This is a genomic window from Streptomyces sp. NBC_01498, assembly GCF_036327775.1.
Taxonomy (GTDB): Bacteria; Actinomycetota; Actinomycetes; order Streptomycetales; family Streptomycetaceae; genus Streptomyces.
In genome coordinates this window covers 4,443,469-4,467,610 of the sequence record NZ_CP109598.1, presented here as the reverse complement: position 1 = coordinate 4,467,610, position 24,142 = coordinate 4,443,469, and the positions used below count along the sequence as shown (strand labels likewise).

The window sequence follows — 24,142 nt, the reverse complement described above, 5'->3', positions numbered from 1 at the left end:
GCTGAGAGTGACGGGGACAACGGGGGCTTCTTGCGCACTGCGCGGACGGGCACGCCGCGCTGCCCGTCGCCGAACTCAGCAGGGCCTCGCACCCCCGGTCGGCACGCGGGAGTTCGCCGTTCCGCACGGTACGGCGATTTCTGGAATCAATGGTCAGAGGTTCGCGGGCCCGACGAGCCGGGCGCGAACGGAATCCCGGCGGAGAACGTCGCCTTCCGCGGGATGACCCGACGACGAACGAACAAAGGAGAGCTCACACGTGTCCAGACGAATACCACGCGGGCCGGTGCTGCGCGGCGCGGTCGCCGCGATGGTCGCCGGAGCCGTACTGACCGGCGGCGTCGGCGCCCTGCCCGGCGATCCCTCCGGCGGTGTCCGGCAGGCCGACCTGTCGCCGGTCGCCTTCGCCGGGCAGGCCCTGACCGAGCACGAGGCGCTCACCACGGCCGCCGGATCCGGCAAGAAGGCCGAGGTCCTCGCCCTGCGCACCGAGCGCCGCGAGGTCTACGCCGAGCCCGACGGGACCTTCACCGCACGGGAGTTCACCGATCCCGTCCGCACGTACCAGGACGGGCGGTGGGTCGACATCGACACGACGCTGGTCCGGCGTGCCGACGGCACCGTGGTCCCGAAGGCGACCGCCGTCGAGCTGTCGTTCTCCGGCGGCGGGGCGGACAGGCCCTTCGTCACCATGAACCGGGCGGGCCGTGAACTCGCGCTGACCTGGCCGTACGGCAAGCTGGCCGCGCCCGTCCTCGACGGCGGGAGCGCCACGTACAAGGACGCGCTGCCCGGAGTCGACCTGACCGTACGGGCCGAGGCGGACGGCTTCGGCCACCTGCTCGTCGTCAACACCCCCGAGGCCGCGGCCGATCCGCGCCTGGCCAGGATCGAACTCGGACTGGAGACCGCCGGCCTCGACGTCACGGAAGACGCCTCCGGCGCTCTCAGGGCCGAGGACGCCGCCGTCGGCGGCACCGTCTTCGAGGCGGGCAGGCCGGCCATGTGGGACTCGTCCGCCGTCAAGGAGGCAGAGGCGGGACCGCGGGGCCCCGCCGCCGTGTCCAAGGCCCTGACGGGGGCCGCCGCAGCGGCGGACCCGGCACCGTCCGCCGCGCCCGAGCCGGCGCTCGCCGGTCCCGGAGGCGGCGGCAGGACCACCCCGTTCGGAGTGCGGGTGGACCAGGACAGCCTCACGCTCGTTCCCGACCGGAAGCTGCTCACGTCGGAGGACACCGTCTTCCCGGTGGTCATCGATCCGGTCCAGCGCACCACGTCCCGTACGGCCCGGACCGGAGTCATGTCCGGCATGCCGGGCGAGCAGGACTGGAGGTTCTCCGGGAGCGCGGGGGTCGGCATGTGCACCGCCGACCGGCACCCGGTGTCCTGCGACGAAGTCGGCGTCCGGCGGGTGCTGTTCACCCTGCCGATGTCGTTCTACCGGGGGAAGCAGATCCTCGGCACGACGTTCTCCGCCCGCGTCGCCGACGTCCACGGTGCCGCCTCGGCCGCCGAACCGGTCCGGCTGTACCGCGTCGGCGGCAAGAACTACCGCGTCGACCCGTCCAGCGACTGGGCCGGCACCGTCGACGACTGGACCGACCACCTCGGCACCGTCGACAAGCGCCTCTCGCCCACCAGTTGCGGCGGCCGGGCGAACCTGCACTTCAAGGGCGGCGCCACCGGTGAACTCACCACCGAGGTGCGGACCGCGGCGAGGGAGGGCTGGTCGTCCATGACGCTGGGCCTGAGGGCCGCCGACGAGAGCCGTCTCCCGGAGTGGAAGAGGGTCTGCGGAAACGCGTACCTGTCGGTCAACTACAACAACCTGCCGGACAGGATCACCACGCTCTCGCAGAACCCGGGCGGTGTCTGTGCCGCCGGCACCGGGCGGCCGTACTCCGAGGTGCCGCCGCTGTTGCAGGCGGTCGCGAGCGACCCCGACCACGCCGACGGCCGGACCGACAAGGTCAAGGTCGAGTTCAAGGTGGAGTGGACCGACCCGGTCAGCGACGCGGCCCGGTCCTACACGTACCTGACCCCTTCGTGGCTGTCGCCGGCCGGCGACACCAAATTCACCCACACGGTGAAGTCCACGATCCCGGAGAACACCGTCGTCCGGTGGAGCGCGCGGACCTACGACGGGGACGGCTACGGGCCGTGGAGCGACGACGGCCCCGGCGTGAGCTGTGAGTTCGTCTACGACAAGACCCTGCCGGGCATGCCGGACGTGCTGTCCGACGACTACCCGTCCGACTCCGCCTACCACCACGGCGTCGGCACGAACGGCACGTTCACCTTCTCGCCGAACCCGGACGACTCGGTGCCGGACACCGACGTGGTGAAGTACCGGTACGCGTTCGACAGCACGGCGACCCCGGCCACCACGGTCGACGCCACCCCCGCCGGCGGCTCCGCCACGGTCGACTGGATGCCCACCCGCGCGGGACGCCACTGGGTGGACGTCGTCGCCGTGGACCGGGCCGGGAACCCCAGTACCAAGGCGCACTACGAGTTCCTGGTGACCGAGGGCACACCGGTCGTCGGGCAGTGGAACCTCGCCGACGCACCGGGCAGCACCGAGGCCCGCGACGAGACGGGGGCGTTCCCCGCAAGCACCGGTCCAGGTGTCTCCTTCGGAGTCCAGGGCCCCGGTGGCAGGGGCGACGCGGCGGCCCGCTTCGACGGCTCCGCCGGCGCCTTCGCCGACGTCGACGACACGGTGCTGGACACCTCGAAGAGCTTCAGCGTCAGCGCGTGGGTGCGCCCGACGGCGCTCGACCGCGACATGGCGGTCGTCAGCCAGGACGGCGCCGGCGAGCCCGGCTTCACCCTGGGCTACGACCACACCGCCGGCACCTGGGCATTCTCCGTACCGGCCGGCGACGTCGGCTCCCCCGAGAAGTGGCAGGCCGTCTCCACCGGGATCTCGGTGGTCGAGAACCAGTGGGTCCTGCTGACGGGTGTGTACGACGCCACCGCGTCCGAACTGCGCCTCTACCTCGACCGGGACTCCCGGGGCGTCGCCGGGCGAGTCTCGGTGCGGGCGGCGTCCGGCCCGCTCCAGATCGGCCGTGCCACGGCCGGGAGCGGCTACCGGAACCACTTCACCGGTGACCTCGCCGGGGTCCGCGTCTTCGACCGGGTGCTGCCCGCGGCCCAGGTCGCCGAGCTGATGACGGTCGTGCCGAACCGCGTGGGGTACTGGCAGCTGGACGCGGAGTCCGGCGGGAGCTCCGTGGACACGGCGGGGGGCCAGGCCCTGTCCCTCGCGGGCGACGCGCGGATCCGCCTGGCGCCCACCGACCCGCTGTCGCCCGACCCGTTCCCGATGGTCGGGGCCGGTGACCTCATGCTGGACGGCGACGGGGACTACGCGTCCACCGCCACTCCCCCGGTCACCGGGGCGACGAGTTTCACCGTGGCGGCACGCGCCCAGCTCACCAGCCTGGACGCGGAGCGGCCCCAGACCGTGCTCTCGCTGCCCGGCACGGCGGCGAACCGACTCGCCGTCCGCTACCGGCCGGGACCGGACGCCGAAACCCCGCCGATGTGGGAACTGTCCGTGGCCGGGACCGACTCGGCGACCGCTCCGCAGACGGTGTTCCGTGACGACCAGGATCTCCCGGACATCGACTCGCCCGGCCAGCACCTGGCCGTGGTCTACGACGCGTTCGCCAACGAGATCCGGCTGTACGTCAACGGCAGCCTCGCCGACAGCGCGCACGGCGCGGACGACACGCTGTGGAGCGCCACCGGCGGTCTCCAGGTGGGCCGTTCGGCACTCGGCGGCGGCAGCGAGTACTTCGCCGGCGCGATCGACGAGGTCCGCGTCTACGGTGGAGCGGTCGACTCGACCACGATCCAGCAGCTCGCCGGCCCGATGGCCCTGCCGGACCTGTAGGACGACCACGGGTGTGCCGGCTCCCCCACCGGGGCGGCACACCCGTACGTACCCGAGTCCCGTTCCGGGCCGTCGCCCGCGTCCTTCAGGAAGGACGCGGGCGACGGCCCTTTCCGGCGGGCCCCGGAGTGTCTCGGGGAAAGGCTCCGGGCCGCCTCAGGGAAAGAGGGGGGACAGCCCCAGTGCCCCGGCGGCGGCCCGTTCGTACCGTGGTGGGCATGGAAGCCCGTGACCCTGAGCTCAAGAAGGAGCTCGACGCGACCCTGCAGGCCCGGCGAGAGCTGGGGCCCGAGTACGAGTCCGCGCTGATCGACTCCTTTCTGGAGAAGCTCGACCAGCGCCTCGACAGCACGAGCGGCCGGGACGCCCGGCGGCGGCTCGCCGAGGAGCGGATGGTCGTCGCGCGCGGCGCCCGGCCGCGCGGCGGCGGCGTGGAGTCGTTCGGCTCGCGCTACGGATTCGGCGTCGTCTCGCTGGTGCTGGCCGTGCCGTTGTCCGCCATCGCCGCGGCCGAGGCGCACTTCGCCGGCCTGCTCGTGGCCTGGCTCGGCATCGTCGCCGTGAACGTCGCCCACGCGGCCGGGGGTGTGCCCTGGGCGCGGCCGGGCGGCGGCGGGCCGAAGCGGTCGCGGGACGACTGGGAGGACTGACCCCGCGTCACACACGCGCGAAAGCCGGACCGGGGAGGGCCGGGGCGCGACGGGCCGGAGGGGGAGATGTCGCGGGGGCCGCCGCACCCCCGTTTCCGGGGGGCGGGACGACGGCGGTCCCCGCGAGGGACCCGGGCCGGGTCAAGTACCGGCACCGTGTCCTGGCGTCCATGGGTCCGGGAGCCGCTCCGGAGATCACTGACGCCGACAACAACCAGTGTGCCCCGGCCGTGTTAAGCGCGTGCTGCGCGTAGATGTCGCGCTGGTACCACTTTCACGACGGCCCGTACGGGTCTACGTGAGGGCGTCCTTGGCGTCCTTGGCGAGGAACGCCAGCAGGTCCTGACGGCTCACCACACCCGTCGGTTTGCCCTCCACCAGCACGATCGCCGCGGCGGCGGCGTTGGTGCCGCTGAGCGCCGTCATCAGGTCCGCCACCGGCTCGCCCGATCCGACCTGCGGCAGCGGGGTCGACATGTGCTTGTCCAGCGGGTCGCCGAGGGAGGCGCGACCGCCGAACAGGGCGTCGAGCAGGTCGCGTTCCACGACCGAGCCGATGACCTCGGCTGCCATGACGTCGGGGTGCCCGGCGCCGGGCTTCACGATCGGCATCTGCGAGACGCCGTACTCGCGCAGGACCTCGATCGCCTCGCCGACCGTCTCCTCGGGGTGCATGTGCACGAGCGTGGGAAGGGCGCCGCCCTCCTTGTACCGCAGCACGTCACCGACGCGCGGGGTGTCCCCGCCCTGCTCCAGGAACCCGTAGTCGTTCATCCACTCGTCGTTGAAGATCTTGCTGAGGTAGCCCCGGCCGCTGTCGGGCAGCAGGACCACCACCACGTCGTCCGGCCCGAGCCCCTCGGCGACCTTCAGCGCCGCCACGACCGCCATGCCGCAGGAGCCGCCGACGAGCAGGCCCTCCTCCTTGGCGAGGCGGCGCGTCATCTGGAAGGAGTCCTTGTCGGACACGGCGACGATCTCGTCGGTGACGTTCCGGTCGTACGCGCTCGGCCAGAAGTCCTCGCCGACGCCCTCGACCAGATACGGACGCCCGGAGCCGCCCGAGTAGACGGAGCCCTCGGGGTCGGCGCCGACGACCGTGACGCGGCCCTCGCTGATCTCCTTCAGATACCGGCCGGTTCCGGAGATCGTGCCGCCGGTGCCGATGCCCGCGACGAAGTGGGTGATCCGCCCGTCCGTCTGGTCCCACAGCTCGGGACCGGTGGTCTCGTAGTGCGAGCGCGGGTTGTTCGGGTTGCTGTACTGGTCCGGCTTCCAGGCGCCCGGCGTCTCCTGGACCAGCCGGTCGGACACGTTGTAGTACGAGTCGGGGTGGTCGGGGTCGACCGCCGTCGGGCAGACGACGACGTCCGCGCCGTACGCCCGCAGCACGTTGATCTTGTCCGTGGAGACCTTGTCGGGGCACACGAAGATGCAGTGGTAGCCCTTCTGCTGGGCCACGATCGCCAGGCCGACGCCGGTGTTGCCGCTCGTCGGTTCGACGATGGTGCCGCCGGGCCGCAGTTCGCCGCTCTCCTCCGCGGCCTCGATCATGCGCAGGGCGATCCGGTCCTTCACCGAACCGCCCGGATTGAAGTATTCGACCTTGGCCAGGACGGTCGCCTGAATGCCCGAGGTCACCTTGCCCAGCTTCAGCAGCGGGGTATTGCCAACCAGACTGATCATCGAGTCGTGGAATTGCACCGTAGTCTCCGGGGTCTCCGTGATGGTCCGGCCAGCGTATGCGTCCCGGCGGGAGATTGGGCCACACCCGTTACGGGGCAATGACCTCTTGCCTGGTCTTATTGCGGTGTGTGAACCGCTACAGCGCGTGTACGGCTACAGGGAGGTGACCCGGACTGTGTCGAGAGCGAGGGTGGCACGACGGATCGCGGCGGGCGCCGCCTTCGGCGGGGGGAGCGTCGGTCTGATCGGAGCGGCCGGGGTGGGGCTCCTGCTCGCCGAGGTGCAGTTGGCGAAGCGGTCGGTCGGCGGCGGTACGGCACCGGTCCCGCCCCGGGGCAACGGCTGGTACGGGCTGGCGTACGGGCACACGGAACCCCTGCGGATGGGCATGCTCGGCGACTCCACGGCGGCCGGGCAGGGCGTCCGGCGGGCCGGCCAGACACCGGGGGCGCTGCTCGCCTCGGGGCTCGCGGCGGTGGCGGAGCGCCCGGTGGACCTGCGGAACGTGGCGCAGCCGGGGGCCCAGTCGGACGATCTGGAACGCCAGGTGACGCTGCTGCTCTCGGACACCTTCCGGACCCCGGACGTCTGCGTGATCATGATCGGCGCGAACGACGTCACGCACCGGATGGCGGCCACCGCCTCGGTGCGGTATCTCGCGGCGGCGGTCCGGCGGCTGCGGACGGCGGGCGCGGAGGTCGTCGTCGGCACCTGTCCGGATCTGGGCACCATCGAGCCGGTCTACCAGCCGCTGCGCTGGGTGGCCCGCCGGGTGAGCCGGCAGCTCGCGGCGGCGCAGACGATCGTGGCGGTCGAGCAGGGCAGCCGTACGGTCTCGCTCGGCGACCTGCTGGGGCCGGAGTTCGCGGCGAACCCCCGGGAGATGTTCGGCGCCGACAACTACCACCCGTCGGCGGAGGGGTACGCGACGGCGGCGATGGCGGTGCTGCCCACGCTCTGCGCCGTACTGGGGCTGTGGCCGGAGACGGACCACCTGGACGCCGCGCGGGACGAGGACATGCTGACGGTGGCGAAGGCCGCGTCGGCGGCGGCGGCGGAGGCGGGCACCGAGGTCACGGGCGCGCGGGCGCCGTGGGCCCTGCTCAAGCACCGCAGGCGCAGGCGTCTCCCGGACCCGGAGCCGGCCCAGGCGGACCCGGCGGAGGCGGACCCGGCGGAGGCGGGGTCCGGGGAGACCGGGTCTACGGAGGCGGGGTCCGGGCGGTCGGGACCGGCCGGGCCGCCCCCACCGCCGCACCCGCCGAAGGAGCGGGCCGACCGGACCTGAGACGCTCGCCCCGCCGTGGCGCCGCACCGCGCCGGCCGGTCCGCCCACCGGTGTCTGAGCGCTTGCTTAGGAACGCTCCCGCGTGGCACGCTGCGGTTCTCGTCACACGTGCGGCCGGGTGACCCCGGGCCGTACGTGCGGGTAACTTCACCAGACGGCACTCCCGCCGTACCGCACCCGCCCCTCTGGAGCCGTGATGCCCGAAGCCGTGATCGTCTCTGCCGCCCGCTCCCCCATCGGCCGGGCCTTCAAGGGCTCCCTGAAGGAGCTGCGGCCCGACGACCTGACCGCCACGATCATCCAGGCGGCGCTGGCCAAGATCCCCGAGCTGGACCCGCGCGACATCGACGACCTGATGCTCGGCTGCGGTCTCCCCGGCGGCGAGCAGGGCCACAACCTGGGCCGGATCGTCGCCGTACAGATGGGGATGGACCATCTCCCCGGCTGCACGATCACCCGTTACTGCTCGTCCTCGCTCCAGACCTCCCGCATGGCGCTGCACGCCATCAAGGCCGGCGAGGGCGACGTCTTCATCTCGGCCGGCGTCGAGATGGTCTCCCGCTCCGTCAACGGCTCCAGCGACGGCATGCCCGGCACGCACAACCCGCTCTTCGCCGACGCGGAGGCCCGTACCGCCGCCGTCGCCGCCTCCGAGGGCTCCGACTGGCACGACCCGCGCGAGGACGGCGTGGTCCCCGACGCGTACATCGCGATGGGCCAGACCGCCGAGAATCTGGCCCGGCTCAAGGGCATCAGCCGCCGTGAGATGGACGAGTTCGGGGTGCGCTCGCAGAATCTCGCCGAGGAAGCCATCAAGAAGGGCTTCTGGGAGCGCGAGATCACCCCCGTCACCACGCCCGACGGCACGGTGGTCGCCAAGGACGACGGCCCCCGCGCCGGCATCACCCTGGAGGGCACCCAGGGCCTCAAGCCCGTCTTCCGCCCCGACGGCCTGGTCACGGCGGGCAACTGCTGCCCGCTCAACGACGGCGCCGCCGCCCTCGTGATCATGTCGGACACCAAGGCGCGGGAGCTGGGCGTCACCCCGCTCGCCCGGATCGTCTCCACGGGTGTCTCCGCGCTCTCGCCGGAGATCATGGGGTACGGCCCGGTGGAGGCCAGCAAGCAGGCGCTGCGCCGCGCGGGTCTGGGCATCGGCGACATCGACCTGGTGGAGATCAACGAGGCGTTCGCCGCCCAGGTCATCCCCTCCTACCAGGGCCTCGGCGTCGACCTCGACAGGCTGAACGTGAACGGCGGCGCCATCGCCGTCGGCCACCCCTTCGGCATGACGGGCGCGCGGATCACCGGCACGCTCATCAACGGGCTCCAGTTCCACGACAAGCAGTTCGGCCTGGAGACCATGTGCGTCGGCGGTGGTCAGGGCATGGCCATGGTGATCGAGCGGCTCAGCTGAACCGCCCCGGGCGCCCCGCGCCGAATCCCGTCGATCCCCAGTCGTGACGCAATCTCCCCCAGGATGTGACCCGCCTCCTGGGGGAGACCCATTTAACCTGGTCACGGCGGCAATGGCGTCGGCCCGCAGGTCCAAAGACCCGTCCAATTCATGACGTAATGCACTGCCGACGTGCGCGCCCCCCACGACACGCTGAGGTAGGAAGTCGGGGGACCATTGAAGACCGGGAGTAAGTCAGTGAGCGCCATGTCTCTTGCCCTGCTGCTCACCACGGCCGCCGCGACCGCCGTGGGCGTCGCCGCCCTGCACGCCGCTCATGGGCTGCGACGAGAGGTCACCGCCCTGCGCGGCGAACTGTCCCTGGCCAACGAGGCCGGCCCGGTCGCCGTACCGCAGGCCCGCTCCGCCGAACCGGCACCGGCCGCCACCTCCACCGAGGACATCCGGCTGGCCGTGGCCGAGGCCCTGGCCGAGGAGCGCGAGCGGGAGCTCGCCGAGGCGCGTGCCTTCTGGGCCGCGCAGGAGGCCCGCGACGCCTCCGACGCGCCGTCACTGCTGGGCGGCTTCGGCGGCCCCGGCTCCGGCGGCGACGACGGGATGTTCTACGTGCCGCGCCAGGCCGACTTCGTGGGTCTGGAGTCGCTGGACCTCGACGCCCTCGACCGGGCCGACCGGGCCCGCCGCGCGGTGGAGGAGGACTACGACGACCTCGCGGAACTGGCGGAACTCGCCGGGCTGCGCGAGCACGGCGAGCCGGACGCGGGCGACCCCGCCGCGTACGAGGACCTGGACGAGCACCCCGACACCCGCGCCGGCCTGGGCGCGCTGCCGGACCTGAGCGAGGTCAGTGAGGTGAGTGAGGTCGGTGAGTACGCCGAGGACTCCCCCGAGCTGGCCGCCGCCCGCCGCCGGCACCCGTCGCACCCGGACTTCGTCCCGGTCCGTACGCCCGTGATCACCGACCACGAGCGCACCGTCGCGCGGCTGGAGGAGCTGGCCGGCGCCCGGACCGCGCTCGCCGACGTCCGCCCCGGCCCGCTGGGCACGCTCGACGTGTACGTCTTCACGGACGGTACGACGCTCTGCATGACGCCGGGCCACCGCGAGACCGCCGAACGCCTGGCGGGCGCGCTGCGCGACGGCGGTACGCCGTTCCTGCTGGGCGGCTCGGGCGTCTCGGGGGCGTACGCCCTCACGTTCTCCAGCGGTGTCGCCGCCAGTACGGGCGACGGGCCCGGTACGGCCGGCCCCGGTGCGACGGAGGACGACACCGCCGGCGACCACATCTACGTACTCGCCGACCGGGTCATAGCCTCGCTCTAGCCGCGGCCCGCTCCACCGCTCTCACGGCCTCGTCCAGCTCCGCCGCGGACGGGGCCGTTCGCAGTGCCTCCGTCAGGTCCCCGACGGCGACGGCGAGTTGATCGGCGACGGCGAACGCGCCGGCGTCCGGCATGATCCTCGGCGGGGCCGGCGGGGCGCCCTCCGGGGCTTCGAGACGCTGGGCCGTCGCGGACAGTTCCCTGGCCAGGGCCAGCCCCTCGGCCGCGGCCCCGCGCCGGAGCGCACTCTGCGGGGCCGCCCGGAGCCGGTCCGCGAATCGGTCCGCGGCGGCGGTCAGACGCGTCGTATCAAGCACGCCGCGACCCTACGCGCCCTTCCGGGACTGTTGCCAACGGGCCAACGCTCGGGCACGGTGACGTGAAGGACCAGTACGCGCGAAGCAGCGTCCGGAGGCGCCGATGTCCCTTGTCTTCTCCGAAGAGACCCACCGCAACCTGTTGTCCCGTATCCCCGACCGCACCGGCCGCGAAGTCTCCGACTGGCTCCGCACGGTCGACGAGGGCCCGGCCCTCGTGCGCTTCGACGAGAAGGTCGCCTGGCTGCGCGGCGAGCACGAGCTCGCGTACGGGCACGCCAAGGCGATCATCCACGAGCACGACCTGAGGCGGGCGGCCCGCCGCTTCGGCTGACCCCGACGCGCGGAGACGACGGAAGGGGCCCGCGGGCTGCTGCCCGCGGACCCCTCCGCCGTAACGCCGCACAACCGGCGGCCGTCACCGCTAGTCGTTGCCGCTCAGGATCGAGAAGAGCCGCAGCATCTCCAGGTAGATCCAGACCAGGGTCATGGTGAGGCCGAAGGCCGCCATCCAGGACTCCTCGCGGGGCGCGCCGTACGTCACGCCGTCCTCGACCTGCTTGAAGTCGAGCGCCAGGAAGCACGCGCCGAGGATGATGCCGATCACGCCGAAGAGGATGCCGAGGCCGCCGCTGCGGAAGCCGAGGCCGTCACCGCCGCCGAAGACGCTGAACAGCAGGTTGGCGGCCATGAGGAGCACGAAGCCCATCGCCGCGGCCATCACGAAGCCGTAGAAGCGGCGGGTGACCCGGATCCAGCGCATCTTGTACGCGATCAGCACGCCGGCGAAGACCGCCATGGTGCCCATCACGGCCTGGACGACGACGCCCGGCGACAGGTACGTGCTGACCGTGTTGCTGATCACGCCGAGGAAGACGCCCTCGAAGGCCGCGTAGGCCAGGATCAGCGCCGGGGTCGGCTTGCGCTTGAAGGACTGCACCAGGGCCAGGACCAAGGCGACCAGGGCCGCGCCGATGGCGATGCCGTAGGACTTGCCGAGGTTGTCCTGGTCCACCGGGAGCAGGACCCAGGCGAGGACGGCGGTGAGGACGACCGTGCCGAGCGTGGACGCGGTGCGCGTCACGACGTCGTCGATCGTCATGACCCCGGCGCGGGCGGGCGCCTGCGGCCCGGCGCCGAACTGGCCGTCCGTCTGCGGGGCGTAGGGGTTGGTGGCGTACGGGTTGGTCGCGTACGGATTCTGCGTACCTACGGCGGGGCCCCCGGCCTGCGGCGCCGCGTTGAAGCCCGCTTGGCCGTTGTCGCGGCTGAAGCCCCGTCGCGAGAAGACCGGGTTGCTGCTCCTCATCTCACTCCTCCATGGCGGCCACCTTGCGCGGCCTTGGCACAAGAGTAATAGGGGAGCAAAGGGAACACCCTAGTGCCCCAGGAGGATCTTTCCACGATCGTGACGCGGGGGCCCGCGCACCGCGTCCGCCGGGGGGCTCGCGGGTGCCCCCGGGAGGTCCGTTCCGCCCCCTCCGAGGGGCTCGCGCCGACGCCTCGCGCGGGACCGGAAATCCGGGGATTGACGCGCACTCGACAAGCCGTTCAAGGGGTCTGAGCTGCGGATTCATCGACTCCTGGAACTGACTCTGCGTCAAAAGCTTTACTTTTCAATCCAGTTGACCGATCGTGGCGATGCGCAGAGACGTTTCAGCAGAACTGTGCCTCAGAGGCAAGAAATCAGGGGAGAATCGATCGTCGCAGGTCAGCGCGGGTTCAGAGAGTGTGCCCGGAACCGGACTTGAACCGGTACGCCCCATTTGGGGCAGCGAGGTTTAAGCTCGCCGTGTCTGCATTCCACCATCCGGGCGTACGCGGCTCCGCGTCGGCTCACGAGCCTATCCGGGAGGACCCCCGGACGGCCGAGCGCTCTGGTCCATCCTGTCTGATTTTATTGGCACCTGAGGGAGTGTCAGCCCTGGTAACACGCCATCGGCACATGCCGGAAGCAGGACGAAGGTCTTGATCCGGACCTTGGGATATGACGGAAACTCGCCGCTCTCTGTCCACTATTCGCCACTCCCCGCACACGGTTTGCTCGCGGCAGTCGATCGTGTGACAGAGAGACGTCAGGTTGACGGGAGTCGGGGTCGGAGTCATCCCGGAGGAGTACGGAGCAGTCGCGCGGTCCGACCGGAGAGGGCCCCCGGAACGGGCATGAGGAGTGACGACCGGCGGCCGGGCGGTCGGGAGGATGAGTTCCATCCACCGCACCACACGCCGTACCTCCTCGAAGGAGCCCTCCCGTGACGACCATGCCCCTCCTCCGCGCCCACGCCGTGGCGGCCCACGCCTCCGGCCTGTCCAAGGTCTACGGGCAGGGCGAGACGCAGGTGGTCGCCCTGGACCAGGTCAGCGTCGACTTCCGGCAGGGTGAGTTCACCGCGATCATGGGCCCGTCCGGGTCCGGCAAGTCGACCCTCATGCACTGTGTGGCCGGTCTCGACAGCTTCAGCGCCGGTTCGGTTCGGATCGGCGAGACCGAGCTGGGCACGCTCAAGGACAAGCAGCTCACCCAGCTCCGCCGGGACAAGATCGGCTTCATCTTCCAGGCGTTCAACCTGCTGCCGACCCTGACGGCCCTGGAGAACATCACCCTCCCCATGGACATCGCGGGCCGCAAACCCGACCAGCGGTGGCTCGACGAGGTGATCACGATGATCGGCCTCAAGGACCGGCTCCACCACCGCCCCGCCGCGCTCTCCGGCGGCCAGCAGCAGCGCGTGGCCGTCGCCCGCGCGCTGGCCTCCCGCCCCGAGATCATCTTCGGCGACGAGCCGACCGGAAACCTCGACTCCCGGGCCGGCGCGGAGGTGCTGGGCTTCATGCGTAATTCCGTTCGGGAGCTGGGTCAGACCGTCGTCATGGTGACGCACGACCCGGTCGCCGCCTCGTACGCGGACCGGGTGATCTTCCTCGCCGACGGCCGGATCGTCGACGAGATGCGGGACCCGTCCGCGGACGGGGTGCTCGACCGGATGAAGGCGTTCGACGCCAAGGGCCGTACGAGCTGACGCCCACCGCCCGGCACCCCTGACGGCCGCGCGTACGAGCCGGCGCCCGACAACCCGGCGTACGGCCCGCCGCCAGGCACCCGGCACCCGACCGGCCCCGCGCCGGCCGTACCGGCCCGACCCGACACCCACGTCCCGACCCACGCGACACCACGCGACACCCAGGCACCGCCCTCCACGGCCGCGCCCTCCCGGGGCCCCGCCGCCCGTTCGCCCTGCCCACTTCACCTGGACTCCCACCATGTTCCGTACCGCCCTGCGCACCGTGCTCGCGCACAAGGCCCGGCTGCTGATGACCGTGCTCGCCGTCATGCTCGGCGTGGCCTTCGTCTCCGGCACCCTGGTCTTCACCGACACCCTCGGCAACGCCTTCAACAAACAGTCGGCCAAGAGCTACAAGGACGTGGCCGTCGCCATCTCCGCCTCCGGCCCCGGGACCGCGCGCTCCGACGACAAGAAGGAGGACCCCGGCCTCCGGCCCGAGACCCTGGACCGGATCGCCGCCCTCGACGGCGTCGCCTCCGTCACCGGGCGGGTCAGTGGCTTCGCCGGGGTGGCCGACCCGGACGGCAGGCTCATCGGGGACGGCTGGTCCAACAGCGGCACCAACTACGCCCCCGGCAAGGACGGAAAGGACCCCGCGCACGACTTCACCGACGGCACGGGGCCCGTCGAGCCCGACCAGGTCGCGCTCGACCGGTCCACGGCCACCCGGGGCGAGTACGCGGTCGGTGACCGGGTCAGGGTCTCCACCAACGGACCGGTGAAGGAGTACACCCTCTCCGGGATCTTCACCACCGAGGACGGACAGGTCAACGCGGGCGGCAGCCTGGTCCTCTTCGAGACCTCGGTCGCCCAGAAGCTCTATCTGGAGCCGGGCTTCTTCACGGACGCGACCGTCACGGCCGCACCCGGCGCCTCCGGGACGCGGATCCTCGGCGCCGTCGAACCGCTGCTGCCGGAGAACGCCGACGCCCGGACCGGCGACCAACTCGCCAAGGAGCAGGCCGAACAGATAGAGAGCCAGCTCAGCGGCATCAACCAGATGCTGCTCGCCTTCGCGGCCGTCGCGCTCTTCGTCGGGATCTTCCTGATCTCCAACACCTTCACCATGCTCGTCGCCCAGCGCACCAAGGAACTGGCCCTGCTGCGCGCCGTCGGCGCCTCGCGCCGCCAGGTCAAGCGCTCGGTGATGATCGAGGCGCTGCTCGTGGGCCTCTTCGCGTCCGCCGTCGGCTTCGTCCTCGGAATCGGCCTCGCCGTCGCGCTGCGCTCGGCCATGAGCTCCTTCGGGGCGCGGGTGCCCGCCGGACCGCTGGTGATCTCGCCGGTCGCCGTGGCCGCCGCGTTCGGGGTCGGCGTGGTGATCACCCTCATCGCCGCCTGGCTGCCCGCCCGCCGGGCCGCGAAGATCCCGCCGGTCGCCGCGATGAGCAGTGTGCACGCGGTGGCCACCATGAAGTCGCTCGTCCTGCGCAACTCCATCGGCGCGGTGCTCACGCTCCTCGGCGCCGCCCTGATCGTCGCGGGCGCCTCGGCCGCCGGGGACAACGGCCGGCTGCTGGTCGGCGGCGGTGCCTTCTTCTCCCTGGTCGGCATCATCGTGCTGATCCCGCTGCTGTCCCGGCCGGTCATCGCCCTCGTACAGCCGCTGCTGAACCGGCTGTGGGGCGTCGCGGGCAAGCTCGCCGGGCAGAACGCGGTACGCAACCCGCGCCGTACGGGTGCCACCGCGTCCGCGCTGGCCATCGGCCTCACGCTGGTCACCGGCCTCACCATCATCGGTGTCACGCTCGGCCAGGCCATCGACAGGATGACCACGGACCACATCAGCGCCGACTACATGGTCACGATGGCCAGCGGCGGCGGTCTGGACGAGTCGGTGGTCCCGGCTCTGGAGAAGGCACCGGGCGTCAGCGCCGTGTCCCCGCAGCGGTCGGTGTACCTGAGCATCGACGGCAAGGACAGCTTCGCCTCGGGAGTGACCCCCGGGGACATCGAGCGGGTGCTCACCCTGAAGACCGTGACCGGGTCGCTGGACACGCTCAAGGGCGACGCGATCGCGGTGGCCTCGGACACGGCGAAGTCCCGCGGCTGGAAGACCGGGGACACCGTGACCGTCACCTACCTGGACGACACGAAGGCCCGGCTGACGATCGGCGCCACCTACGAGCCCAACGAGTTCGCCTCTCCGACCCTGATCTCCACGGCTCTGCTGGACCCGCACGAGGAGAAGCCGCACACGGGCCAGGTGTTCGTGTCGATGGCGGGCGGTGCGACCGAGGCCAACGAGAAGGCCCTGATCGACGCGCTGGGCGACAACCCGGCCATCACGGTCGCCGACCAGCAGGACATCCGGAACATGTTCGGCGGCATGATCAACACCGCGCTGAACATCATGTACGGCCTGCTGGGCATGGCCCTGATCATCGCGGTGCTCGGCGTCGTCAACACCCTCGCCATGTCCGTCTTCGAGCGCCAGCAGGAGATCGGCATGCTCCGGGCGATCGGCCTGGACCGGCGGCGGGTCAAGCGCATGATCCGGCTGGAGGCGGTGGTGATCTCGGTCTTCGGCGCGCTGATCGGTGTCGGGCTGGGCGCGTTCCTGGCCTGGGCGGTCGGCGAGACCATCCGGTCCTCGATCCCGTCGTACGAACTGGTGCTGCCGTGGGACCGGATCGGGATCTTCCTGCTGCTCGCCGGGCTGGTGGGGGTGCTGGCCGCGCTCTGGCCGGCGCGGAGCGCGGCGCGGCTGAACATGCTGACGGCGATCAAGACGGAGTGAGTCCGGGGCCGCCCCGCGCCCGGTGCGCGCGGTGGTGGGGCGAAGGGGCCCGCGTCCTCGTGGACGCGGGCCCCTTCGCCGTGCGACGGAGGGCCGCTGTGGGTGGTGGGCGGGGCCGTACGTGCTGCGGAGGGGGCCGTACGTCCTACGGCCCCCATGCCACCCTGCCCCCGTGCCGCCCGGGGTGCCCGCTCAGTGCCAGGTGCGGGTCCGCAGCGGGAGGCCGGAGCTGCCCGTGTCGGGGGGCCGTACCGCCAGGATCTGGTTGACGCCGATCCTGTTGCGTTCGAAGGCCAGCGCCGACGCGGCCATGTAGAGCCGCCAGACCCGGGCCCGGCCGGGTGAGGTGGCCCGTACCGCCTCGGGCCAGTGCCGCTCCAGATTCCGCACCCAGTGACGGAGCGTCAGCGCGTAGTGCTCGCGCAGGGATTCGACGTCCCGGGCCTCGAAGCCCGCCTCCTCCAGGGTGCCCACCGTGCGGCCGAGCGGGGCCAGTTCGCCGTCCGGGAAGACGTACGCGTCGATGAAGTCGTCGATGCGGTAGTCGGACTCGTCGTGCGCCGGGCGCCGGGCGATCTGGTGGTTGAGCAGCCGGCCGCCGGGCTTGAGGAGCGCGAAGAGGTCGTCGGCGTACTCGCGGTAGCGGACCGAGCCGACGTGTTCGGCCATGCCGATGGAGGAGATCGCGTCGTACGGGCCGTCCCTGACGTCCCGGTAGTCCTGGATGCGGATCTCGATCCGGTCGGTGAGGCCCTCCTCGGCGATGCGCTTGCGCGCGAAGGCGGCCTGCTCGCGGGAGAGTGTGACGCCGGTGACCTGTGCGCCGTACTCGCGCGCCGCGTGGATGGCCATGGAGCCCCAGCCGCAGCCGACGTCGAGCAGCCGGTCGCCCTCCGTCAGTCCGAGCTTGCGGCAGACCAGGTCGAGCTTGTCGCGCTGGGCGTCCTCCAGTGTGGCGCCGGGCTCGGCGAAGTAGGCGCAGGAGTAGACCATGGACGGTCCGAGGACCATCGCGTAGAAGTCGTTGCCGACGTCGTAGTGGTGGCTGATCGCGGCTCTGTCGCGGTGTCTGGTGTGCAGGGCGCCGGTTCTGCGCCGTACCTCCTCCGGGGGCGGCGGGGGCGGCGGCCAGGGCCCGGCGATCTCCACGATGCCCTTGGCGGCGGCGCGCATCCGGGGGTCGAGCAGCGGGTGTACGGACTCCTTGGCGCCGGGGTCGGGATCGCGTTCCCAGACGAGTCCGGCGATCCCTTCGAGCGCGGCGTACAGATCGCCGTCGATGTCGATCTCGCCGGCCACCCAGGCGCGGGCCAGGCCCAGCTCGCCCGGCTTCCAGAGCAGCCGGCGCAGGGCCCGGCGGTGCCGGACGACGACGGTGGGTCCGTCCGGCGGGCCGGACTCGCTGCCGTCCCAGGCCCGGACACGTACGGGGAGCGGGGCTCCCAGCAGTTCCTCGGCAAGAGTGCTCAGCCGCAGTGCGGCATCGGCCATGGCGCACACCTCCGTGAGGGGTGGATCCCGGAACGGGCCCCGGAGTGCGGGTCCCAGAAATGCTCAGCTGACTCGTGAACGCCGCCGGGGTGGTGGCGCAGTCCCGGTGGCACGCAATGGGTGGGCAAAATAGCTGCACTGGCCACGCATTTTGTGGTCAAATCGACTGCTTCGCGCCCCTTGTGTGACATGACGTACCCACCATCAGCGCCCGGCGCACGCGAAAGGGCCGCCCGCACCACGGATGGCGGGCGGCCCTTTCGGGTCGTCGGGGGGCGCGCGCAGCTCGCCGCGCGCGCCGGGGGCGGGTCAGGAAGCCCTGACCGCGCCGGAGGACGGGGTCAGGAAGCCCTCACCCGTGCACCGGCCTCGGCCTTGACCTGCTCCGAGCCGGACCGGTCGTCCGACGCGGAAGCCGGGCCGGCCGCGCCCTGGTGCGCCGGGGCGGGCTTGGCCGCCTCGTAGAACTCCTCGCGCGGGGTCTCCATCGCACCGAGCGAGACGACCTCGCGCTTGAGGAACGCGGAGAGCGTCCAGTCGGCGAAGACCCGGATCTTGCGGTTCCAGGTCGGCATCGCCATGCCGTGGTAGCCGCGGTGCATGTACCAGGCGAGGCGCCCACGGAACTTGATCTTCAGCTTGCCGACGACGATCATCGCGACGCCCTTGTGCATGCCGAGACCGGCGACCGCGCCCTTGTTGGCGTGGCTGTACTCCTGCTGCGGGAAGCCGCGCAGCGCGGAGATCACGTTGTCGCCGAGGACCTTCGACTGGCGCAGCGCGTGCTGGGCGTTGGGCGGGCACCAGGCGTTCTCGACACCGGCGCGGCGGGCGGCCATGTCGGGGACCTGGGCGTTGTCGCCGGCGGCCCAGACGTGGCCGGTGCCGCGGACCTGGAGCTTGGCGTCGGTGTCGACGTGACCGCGCGGGCCGAGCGGCAGACCGTAGCGGGCGAGCGCCGGGTTGGGCTTGACGCCCGCGGTCCACACGATCGTGTGGGAGTCGACCTCCAGGCCGTTGCCCAGCACGACGCGGCCGTCGACGCAGGAGTCCATGCCGGTCTTGAGGTAGACCTCGACGCCCCGGCTCTCCAGGTGCTCCTTGCCCCAGGTGCCCAGCTTCGGGCCGACCTCGGGGAGGATCTTGTCGGCGACGTCGACCAGCAGGAAGCGCATGTCCTCGCGCTTGACGCTCGTGTAGTACTTCGCGGCGTCGCGCGCCAGGTCCTCGATCTCGCCGACGGTCTCCGCGCCCGCGAAGCCGCCGCCGACGAAGACGAAGGTGAGCGCCTTGCGGCGGACGTCCTCGTCGGTGGTGGAGTCGGCCTTGTCGAGCTGTTCGAGCACGTGGTTGCGGAGACCGATGGCCTCCTCGATGCCCTTCATGCCGATGCCCTGCTCGGCGAGGCCGGGGATCGGGAAGGTCCGGGACACGGCGCCGAGCGCGACGACCAGGTAGTCGAAGGGCAGCTCGTACGCCTCACCGACGAGCGGCGAGACGGTGGCGACCTTGCGGTCCTGGTCGATGGTCGTGACGCGACCGGTGAGCACCTCGGCCTTCGGCAGCACGCGTCGCAGCGGGACGACGACGTGGCGGGGCGAGATGTTCCCGGCGGCTGCTTCGGGGAGGAAGGGCTGGTACGTCATGTACGAGCGGGGGTCGACGACGGTGACCGTCGCCTCGCCGTAGCGCATCTTCTTCAGAATGCGACGAGCCGCGTACAGGCCGACGTACCCTCCGCCTACGACAAGGATCCTGGGACGCTCCGTGGTGCTCATGCCATCGAGTATCCACCTGGTGTGGAGGGGGTGCTCGTGAGCCCCTTCACAAGCACCCCTCACACCTCTGCTACACTGCGCGGCCCGCTTTCCGGAAGGGCCGCCCGAAGGGCGCGCCCGGGGATCGCCGCGACACCGTCCGCACCCCCTGTGAGCTGGCCCTTGAGACGTTTCCCAGCGGCGGCCCGCCGACCTGTTCACACCCCCGCAACGCACCCGGCACGGCCCGTTGACCGGCCGTACGGGGGTGCCGGAGCGGCCCCGGGGGCGTCCGGGCAGTGATGTGCGTCCAACCCGGCGGTTTCTCTTGTGAAGAACTTCACGAACTTCGTTCCGGACGCCGTGCGGACCCCCCGTAAAACCCCGGTAAAGACCTCCGGAGACACCGGGAACGGGCCCGGAACGGGGCCTGGGACGGGGCTCGTTCACCCGCTCGGACGAGGGGGGACCATCCGGCTCGGACGACGGTGCGGGCGATGCCGTCGAGCACGCGCTGCCGGGACGACGCGCGCCCCCGAGCGCTCAGGTCCTGGACGGCTGGCTCGTCGTCCTCGTCGTCCTCGTCGTCGGAGTGGGCGAGCGTCGCGACGTCCGCCGCAGTATCCGGATACGGGAGCACGTCGTCGCCGGCGTGCTACTCCCGTTCCTCCGCCGCGTGCCAGGCGATGCCGTCCAGGATGTCGTGTTCGCTCACCACGACCTCCTTCGCGCCCGTGCGTTCCATGATCGTCAGGAGGATCAGGGCGCCCGCGCCGATGACGTCGACCCGGCCCGGGTGCATCACGGGGATCGCGGCCCGTTCCTCGTGGGTGGAGGAAAGGAGCGTGGTGGTGATCTCGCGGACCCGCTCGAAGGGGATCCGGGAGTGGTGGATCGCCGCCGAGTCGTACGCGGGCAGGTCCAGGGCGATCCCCGCGACCGTGGCGACCGAGCCGGCGAGGCCGACCAGGGTGCGGGCCTCGGTGAGCGGGACGGTGGCCGCCGCCGTGTCGAGCGCGGCGTCGATGTCCGCGCGGAGGGCGGCGATGTCGGCGGGGGTGGCCGGGCTGCCCGGCCGGTGCCGTTCGGTCAGCCGTACGCAGCCGATGTCGACCGAACGCGCGGCCGTGACCCGCTCGTCCCCCACGACGAACTCCGTGGAGCCGCCGCCGATGTCCACGACCAGGTAGGGCGTGGTCAGGTCGGTGCGGCCGGTCAGTTCCCTGGTGGCGCCGGTGAAGGAGAACGCGGCCTCCCGGTCACCGGTGATCACTTCGGGTTCGACGCCGAGGATGCCGAGGACGCCCCGCACGAACTCGTCCCGGTTCTCCGCGTCGCGCGACGCGGAGGTGGCCACGAACCGGGTCCGCGCCGGGTCCACCCCGTGGTCCCGGATGATCTCCGCGTACGCGCGGCAGGCCGCGAAGGTGCGTTCCAGCGCCTCGGGGGCGAGCCGGCCCGTGCGGTCGACGTCCTGGCCGAGCCGGACGATCGTCATCCGCCGGTCGAGGTCGACCAGTTGGCCGGTGGCCGGGTCGGCGTCGGCGACCAGGAGGCGGATGGAGTTGGTGCCGCAGTCGACGGCCGCGACCCTGGTCACGCGGCGTCCCCCTCGGCGGAGCCGTCACGGGCGGGCGCGGTCCCGTCCCCGGCCGGACCGTCACCGGCGGACGCGATCCCGTCACCGGTGGGCGCCGTCGCGTCGTTTGTGAACGGGATCACACAGGGTCCCTTGCGCCACCACTCGGGCAGCATCGCCAGTGCCTCGTCGCCCAGCGGGTTCACCCCGGGGCCCGCCGCCAGCGAGTGGCCGACCAGCACGTGCAGGCACTTCACCCGGTCCGGCATCCCGCCGGCGCTGGGGAAGTTCGCCAGCAGTTCGATCGCGTCCCGGCGCCCGAGGTAGTCCTCGTGGGCCTTGCGGTACGCGGCGGCCAACTCCGGTTCGGCGGCGAGGCGTTCGGTCATCTCCTTCATGACCCCGTTCGCCTCCAGCGTGCCGATCGCCGAGGCCGCGCGCGGGCACGTCAGGTAGTAGAGCGTCGGGAACGGCGTGCCGTCCGGGAGGCGCGGCGCGGTCTCCACCACGTCGGGCTGCCCGCAGGGGCAGCGGTGTGCGATGGCGCGCAGACCGCGCGGGGGGCGGCCGAGCTGTTGCCGGAACGCGTCGACGTCCGCCTCGGTGGGCTCGGTGCGTTCGGTCTGCGGAGGGGGCGTGTCCATGCCTGCGTCGGTTCCTCGGTGGTTATCTGTCCGTCCGGTCGGCGCTGTCGACGCCGTCCAGAAGATTGGAGTACCAGGGCCGGTCGGACGCGCCCTGGTCGGTGCGGCGCTCCTCGGCCGCGCGGGGGTCGGTCATGACGTAACCGGTCTCCCCCGGCATCACGTAGTGCAGGTGCTCGCGCGCCAGCCGCTGGACGTACGCGTCGTCCTGGAGGCGCGCCTTCTCGTCGCGCAGCTCCTCGACCCGGTGCGCCGCCTCGCGGGTCAGCCGTTCCTGCTCGGCGATGTCGCCGCGCTGGGACACGTACTGCCGCATCGGGTAGGCGAGCGCCACGATCAGCGAGCAGACGACCAGGACGAGGAAGGCCGCGCGCCCGGTGAGCCGGGAGCGGCGCGCCTGTCGGCGGGTCTGCGAGCGGTAGACACGGGCGGCGGTCTGCTCGCCCAGAATCCTGATCCTGGTCGCGGTGGAGAACCGGTCCCGGTTCGCGGCCATGGTCCCGCCTCTCCCTCAGATCCGTGGATCACCCTCGGATCCGTCGGATCGTCCTCGGATCCCGCAGAGACCGAGCGGACCCTCGTACCTCTGTCCTGCGTATGCCGTACCGCCCGGTGCCGGTCCCGGTCACGTTTCCGATCCGGTCGCGGCGCCGGGCCCGGTACGCGCGTACGTCCCCGGACACGGTACGGGACCGTGGCCGGGGACGGCCGCACGACGGGCTGTCCGGTCAGCCCCGAAGCACCGGAGCACCGAAGGCCGGCTCGGAGCGGCGGAGGTCAGTCCTTGAAGCGGGGGAACGCGCTGCGGCCCGCGTACACCGCCGCGTCGTCGAGGATCTCCTCGATGCGCAGCAGCTGGTTGTACTTGGCGACGCGCTCGGAGCGGGCCGGGGCGCCGGTCTTGATCTGACCGCAGTTGGTGGCGACGGCCAGGTCGGCGATCGTGACGTCCTCGGTCTCGCCGGAGCGGTGCGACATCATGCACTTGAAGCCGCTGCGCTGCGCCAGCTCGACGGCGTCCAGCGTCTCGGTCAGCGAACCGATCTGGTTGACCTTGACGAGCAGGGCGTTGGCCGAGCCCTCCTCGATGCCACGGGCCAGGCGCTCGGGGTTGGTGACGAACAGGTCGTCGCCGACGATCTGGACCTTGGCGCCCAGCTTGTCGTTGAGCGCCTTCCAGCCGGCCCAGTCGTCCTCGAACAGCGGGTCCTCGATGGAGACCAGCGGGTACGCGGCGACGAGCTCCTCGTAGTAGTCGGTCATCTCGGCGGCCGAGCGGGACTTGCCCTCGAACTCGTACGAGCCGTCCTTGTAGAACTCGGAGGCCGCGACGTCCAGCGCGAGCGCGATGTCCTTGCCGGGGGCGTAACCGGCTTCCTTGATGGCCACGAGGATCAGGTCGAGCGCGGCGCGGTTGGAGTCCAGGTTCGGCGCGAAGCCGCCCTCGTCGCCGAGGCCGGTGGAGAGCCCCTTCTCCTTCAGGACCTTCTTCAGCGTGTGGTAGACCTCGGCGCCCCAGCGCAGGGCCTCGGAGAACGACTCGGCGCCGATGGGCGCGATCATGAACTCCTGGATGTCCACGTTGGAGTCGGCGTGCGACCCGCCGTTGAGGATGTTCATCATCGGCACGGGCAGCAGGTGCGCGTTCGGGCCGCCCAGGTAGCGGAACAGCGGCAGGTCCGACGCCTCGGAGGCGGCGTGCGCCACGGCCAGCGAGACACCGAGGATGGCGTTGGCGCCGAGCGAGGACTTGTCGGGCGTGGCGTCCAGGTCGAACATCGCCTGGTCGATGAGGCGCTGCTCGGTGGCGTCGTAGCCGACCAGCTCCGGGCCGATCTGCTCGATGACGGCGAGGACCGCCTTCTCGACGCCCTTGCCCTGGTAGCGGTTCTGGTCACCGTCGCGGAGCTCGAGGGCCTCGAACGCACCGGTGGACGCACCGGAGGGGACAGCAGCACGGCCGGTGCTGCCGTCGTCGAGGCCGACCTCGACCTCGACCGTGGGGTTGCCTCGGGAGTCAAGGATTTCCCGGGCTACGACGACGTCGATGGACGGCACGAGCATCTCCTTCTGGGATGTGACGCGTGGAGTGCAGGGCCTCGGTGGCCTTGCGGCATGAGCCTAACCGGCTCCCGTGCGGCGGTCGGCAGATGCCCGCCCGCTGGGACGAAAAGAGTCCCGATTGACCGTTCGGCCATGAAATGTCGGTCGGCGGGGCGGGGTTCGGGGCTGGGGCCTCCGGGGCGGCTGGGACCCGTACGGTGGCGCGCTCGGGCGCTCGG

17 protein-coding genes and 1 tRNA gene are annotated in these 24,142 nt (G+C 71.8%); 8 read left to right on the top strand and 10 right to left on the bottom strand.

Annotation, left to right across the window (positions count from 1 at the left end):
- Nucleotides 1-259 precede the first annotated feature (259 nt).
- Complete coding sequence (locus OG875_RS19155) at nt 260-3,904, top strand: LamG domain-containing protein (RefSeq protein WP_330175447.1); 3,645 nt, start codon at nt 260-262, stop codon at nt 3,902-3,904.
- Between the two features lie 218 nt (nt 3,905-4,122).
- Entirely contained in the window at nt 4,123-4,554 is a 432-nt protein-coding gene (locus tag OG875_RS19150; RefSeq protein WP_330175446.1) for a hypothetical protein, read from the top strand.
- A gap of 294 nt (nt 4,555-4,848) precedes the next feature.
- On the opposite strand, the gene OG875_RS19145 is transcribed toward OG875_RS19150, so the two are convergent.
- Entirely contained in the window at nt 4,849-6,258 is a 1,410-nt protein-coding gene (locus tag OG875_RS19145; protein ID WP_330175445.1) for a cystathionine beta-synthase, read from the bottom strand.
- A gap of 172 nt (nt 6,259-6,430) precedes the next feature.
- Between OG875_RS19145 and OG875_RS19140 the strand changes: the two genes are divergently transcribed.
- The 3 genes from OG875_RS19140 (at nt 6,431) to OG875_RS19130 (ending at nt 10,268) form a co-directional block, all read left to right on the top strand.
- Nucleotides 6,431-7,528 carry an SGNH/GDSL hydrolase family protein gene (locus OG875_RS19140; RefSeq protein WP_330177806.1) on the top strand — a complete coding sequence of 366 codons (1,098 nt, stop codon included), beginning with the start codon at nt 6,431-6,433 and terminating at the stop codon, nt 7,526-7,528.
- 196 nt (nt 7,529-7,724) lie between these two features.
- Nucleotides 7,725-8,945 (top strand): acetyl-CoA C-acetyltransferase, encoded by a 1,221-nt coding sequence (locus tag OG875_RS19135; RefSeq protein ID WP_330175444.1) that lies wholly within the window; start codon nt 7,725-7,727, stop codon nt 8,943-8,945.
- A 246-nt stretch (nt 8,946-9,191) separates the two neighbouring features.
- Nucleotides 9,192-10,268, top strand: coding sequence for a hypothetical protein (locus OG875_RS19130; protein WP_330175443.1), 1,077 nt, complete (start codon nt 9,192-9,194; stop codon nt 10,266-10,268).
- On the opposite strand, the gene OG875_RS19125 is transcribed toward OG875_RS19130, so the two are convergent.
- Nucleotides 10,252-10,584: a hypothetical protein gene (locus tag OG875_RS19125; protein WP_330175442.1), complete on the bottom strand. Its 333-nt coding sequence runs from the start codon at nt 10,582-10,584 to the stop codon at nt 10,252-10,254. The genes OG875_RS19130 and OG875_RS19125 overlap by 17 nt on opposite strands.
- A gap of 103 nt (nt 10,585-10,687) precedes the next feature.
- Between OG875_RS19125 and OG875_RS19120 the strand changes: the two genes are divergently transcribed.
- Nucleotides 10,688-10,918: a DUF4287 domain-containing protein gene (locus OG875_RS19120; protein ID WP_330175441.1), complete on the top strand. Its 231-nt coding sequence runs from the start codon at nt 10,688-10,690 to the stop codon at nt 10,916-10,918.
- A 90-nt stretch (nt 10,919-11,008) separates the two neighbouring features.
- On the opposite strand, the gene OG875_RS19115 is transcribed toward OG875_RS19120, so the two are convergent.
- Both OG875_RS19115 and OG875_RS19110 read right to left on the bottom strand, forming a co-directional pair.
- Nucleotides 11,009-11,893, bottom strand: a complete 885-nt coding sequence (locus OG875_RS19115; protein ID WP_330175440.1) for a Bax inhibitor-1/YccA family protein — start codon at nt 11,891-11,893, stop codon at nt 11,009-11,011.
- 423 nt (nt 11,894-12,316) lie between these two features.
- Nucleotides 12,317-12,400: transfer RNA gene (locus tag OG875_RS19110), tRNA-Leu, on the bottom strand.
- 445 nt (nt 12,401-12,845) lie between these two features.
- On the opposite strand from OG875_RS19110, the gene OG875_RS19105 reads away from it, so the two are divergent.
- Together OG875_RS19105 and OG875_RS19100 are read left to right on the top strand one after the other, a co-directional pair.
- On the top strand, nt 12,846-13,604 hold the full coding sequence (locus OG875_RS19105) for an ABC transporter ATP-binding protein (protein WP_330177805.1): 759 nt from the start codon (nt 12,846-12,848) through the stop codon (nt 13,602-13,604).
- A 241-nt stretch (nt 13,605-13,845) separates the two neighbouring features.
- On the top strand, nt 13,846-16,389 hold the full coding sequence (locus tag OG875_RS19100) for an ABC transporter permease (protein WP_330175439.1): 2,544 nt from the start codon (nt 13,846-13,848) through the stop codon (nt 16,387-16,389).
- A gap of 192 nt (nt 16,390-16,581) precedes the next feature.
- Here the strand turns inward: OG875_RS19100 and OG875_RS19095 are convergent, their stop codons facing one another.
- The 6 genes from OG875_RS19095 to eno form a co-directional block, all read right to left on the bottom strand.
- The gene (locus OG875_RS19095; protein ID WP_330175438.1) at nt 16,582-17,880 is read right to left on the bottom strand and encodes a cyclopropane-fatty-acyl-phospholipid synthase family protein; all 1,299 of its coding nucleotides are present in this window, start codon (nt 17,878-17,880) and stop codon (nt 16,582-16,584) included.
- 341 nt (nt 17,881-18,221) lie between these two features.
- Entirely contained in the window at nt 18,222-19,658 is a 1,437-nt protein-coding gene (locus tag OG875_RS19090; protein ID WP_330175437.1) for an NAD(P)/FAD-dependent oxidoreductase, read from the bottom strand.
- 634 nt (nt 19,659-20,292) lie between these two features.
- Nucleotides 20,293-21,237: a Ppx/GppA phosphatase family protein gene (locus OG875_RS19085; protein WP_330175436.1), complete on the bottom strand. Its 945-nt coding sequence runs from the start codon at nt 21,235-21,237 to the stop codon at nt 20,293-20,295.
- Nucleotides 21,234-21,860, bottom strand: coding sequence for a DUF501 domain-containing protein (locus tag OG875_RS19080; protein WP_330175435.1), 627 nt, complete (start codon nt 21,858-21,860; stop codon nt 21,234-21,236). The genes OG875_RS19085 and OG875_RS19080 overlap by 4 nt, the downstream gene beginning before the upstream one ends.
- 22 nt (nt 21,861-21,882) lie before the next feature.
- The gene (locus OG875_RS19075) at nt 21,883-22,356 is read right to left on the bottom strand and encodes an FtsB family cell division protein (protein WP_330175434.1); all 474 of its coding nucleotides are present in this window, start codon (nt 22,354-22,356) and stop codon (nt 21,883-21,885) included.
- A 281-nt stretch (nt 22,357-22,637) separates the two neighbouring features.
- On the bottom strand, nt 22,638-23,918 hold the full coding sequence (eno, locus tag OG875_RS19070) for a phosphopyruvate hydratase (protein WP_330175433.1): 1,281 nt from the start codon (nt 23,916-23,918) through the stop codon (nt 22,638-22,640).
- Nucleotides 23,919-24,142 lie beyond the last annotated feature (224 nt).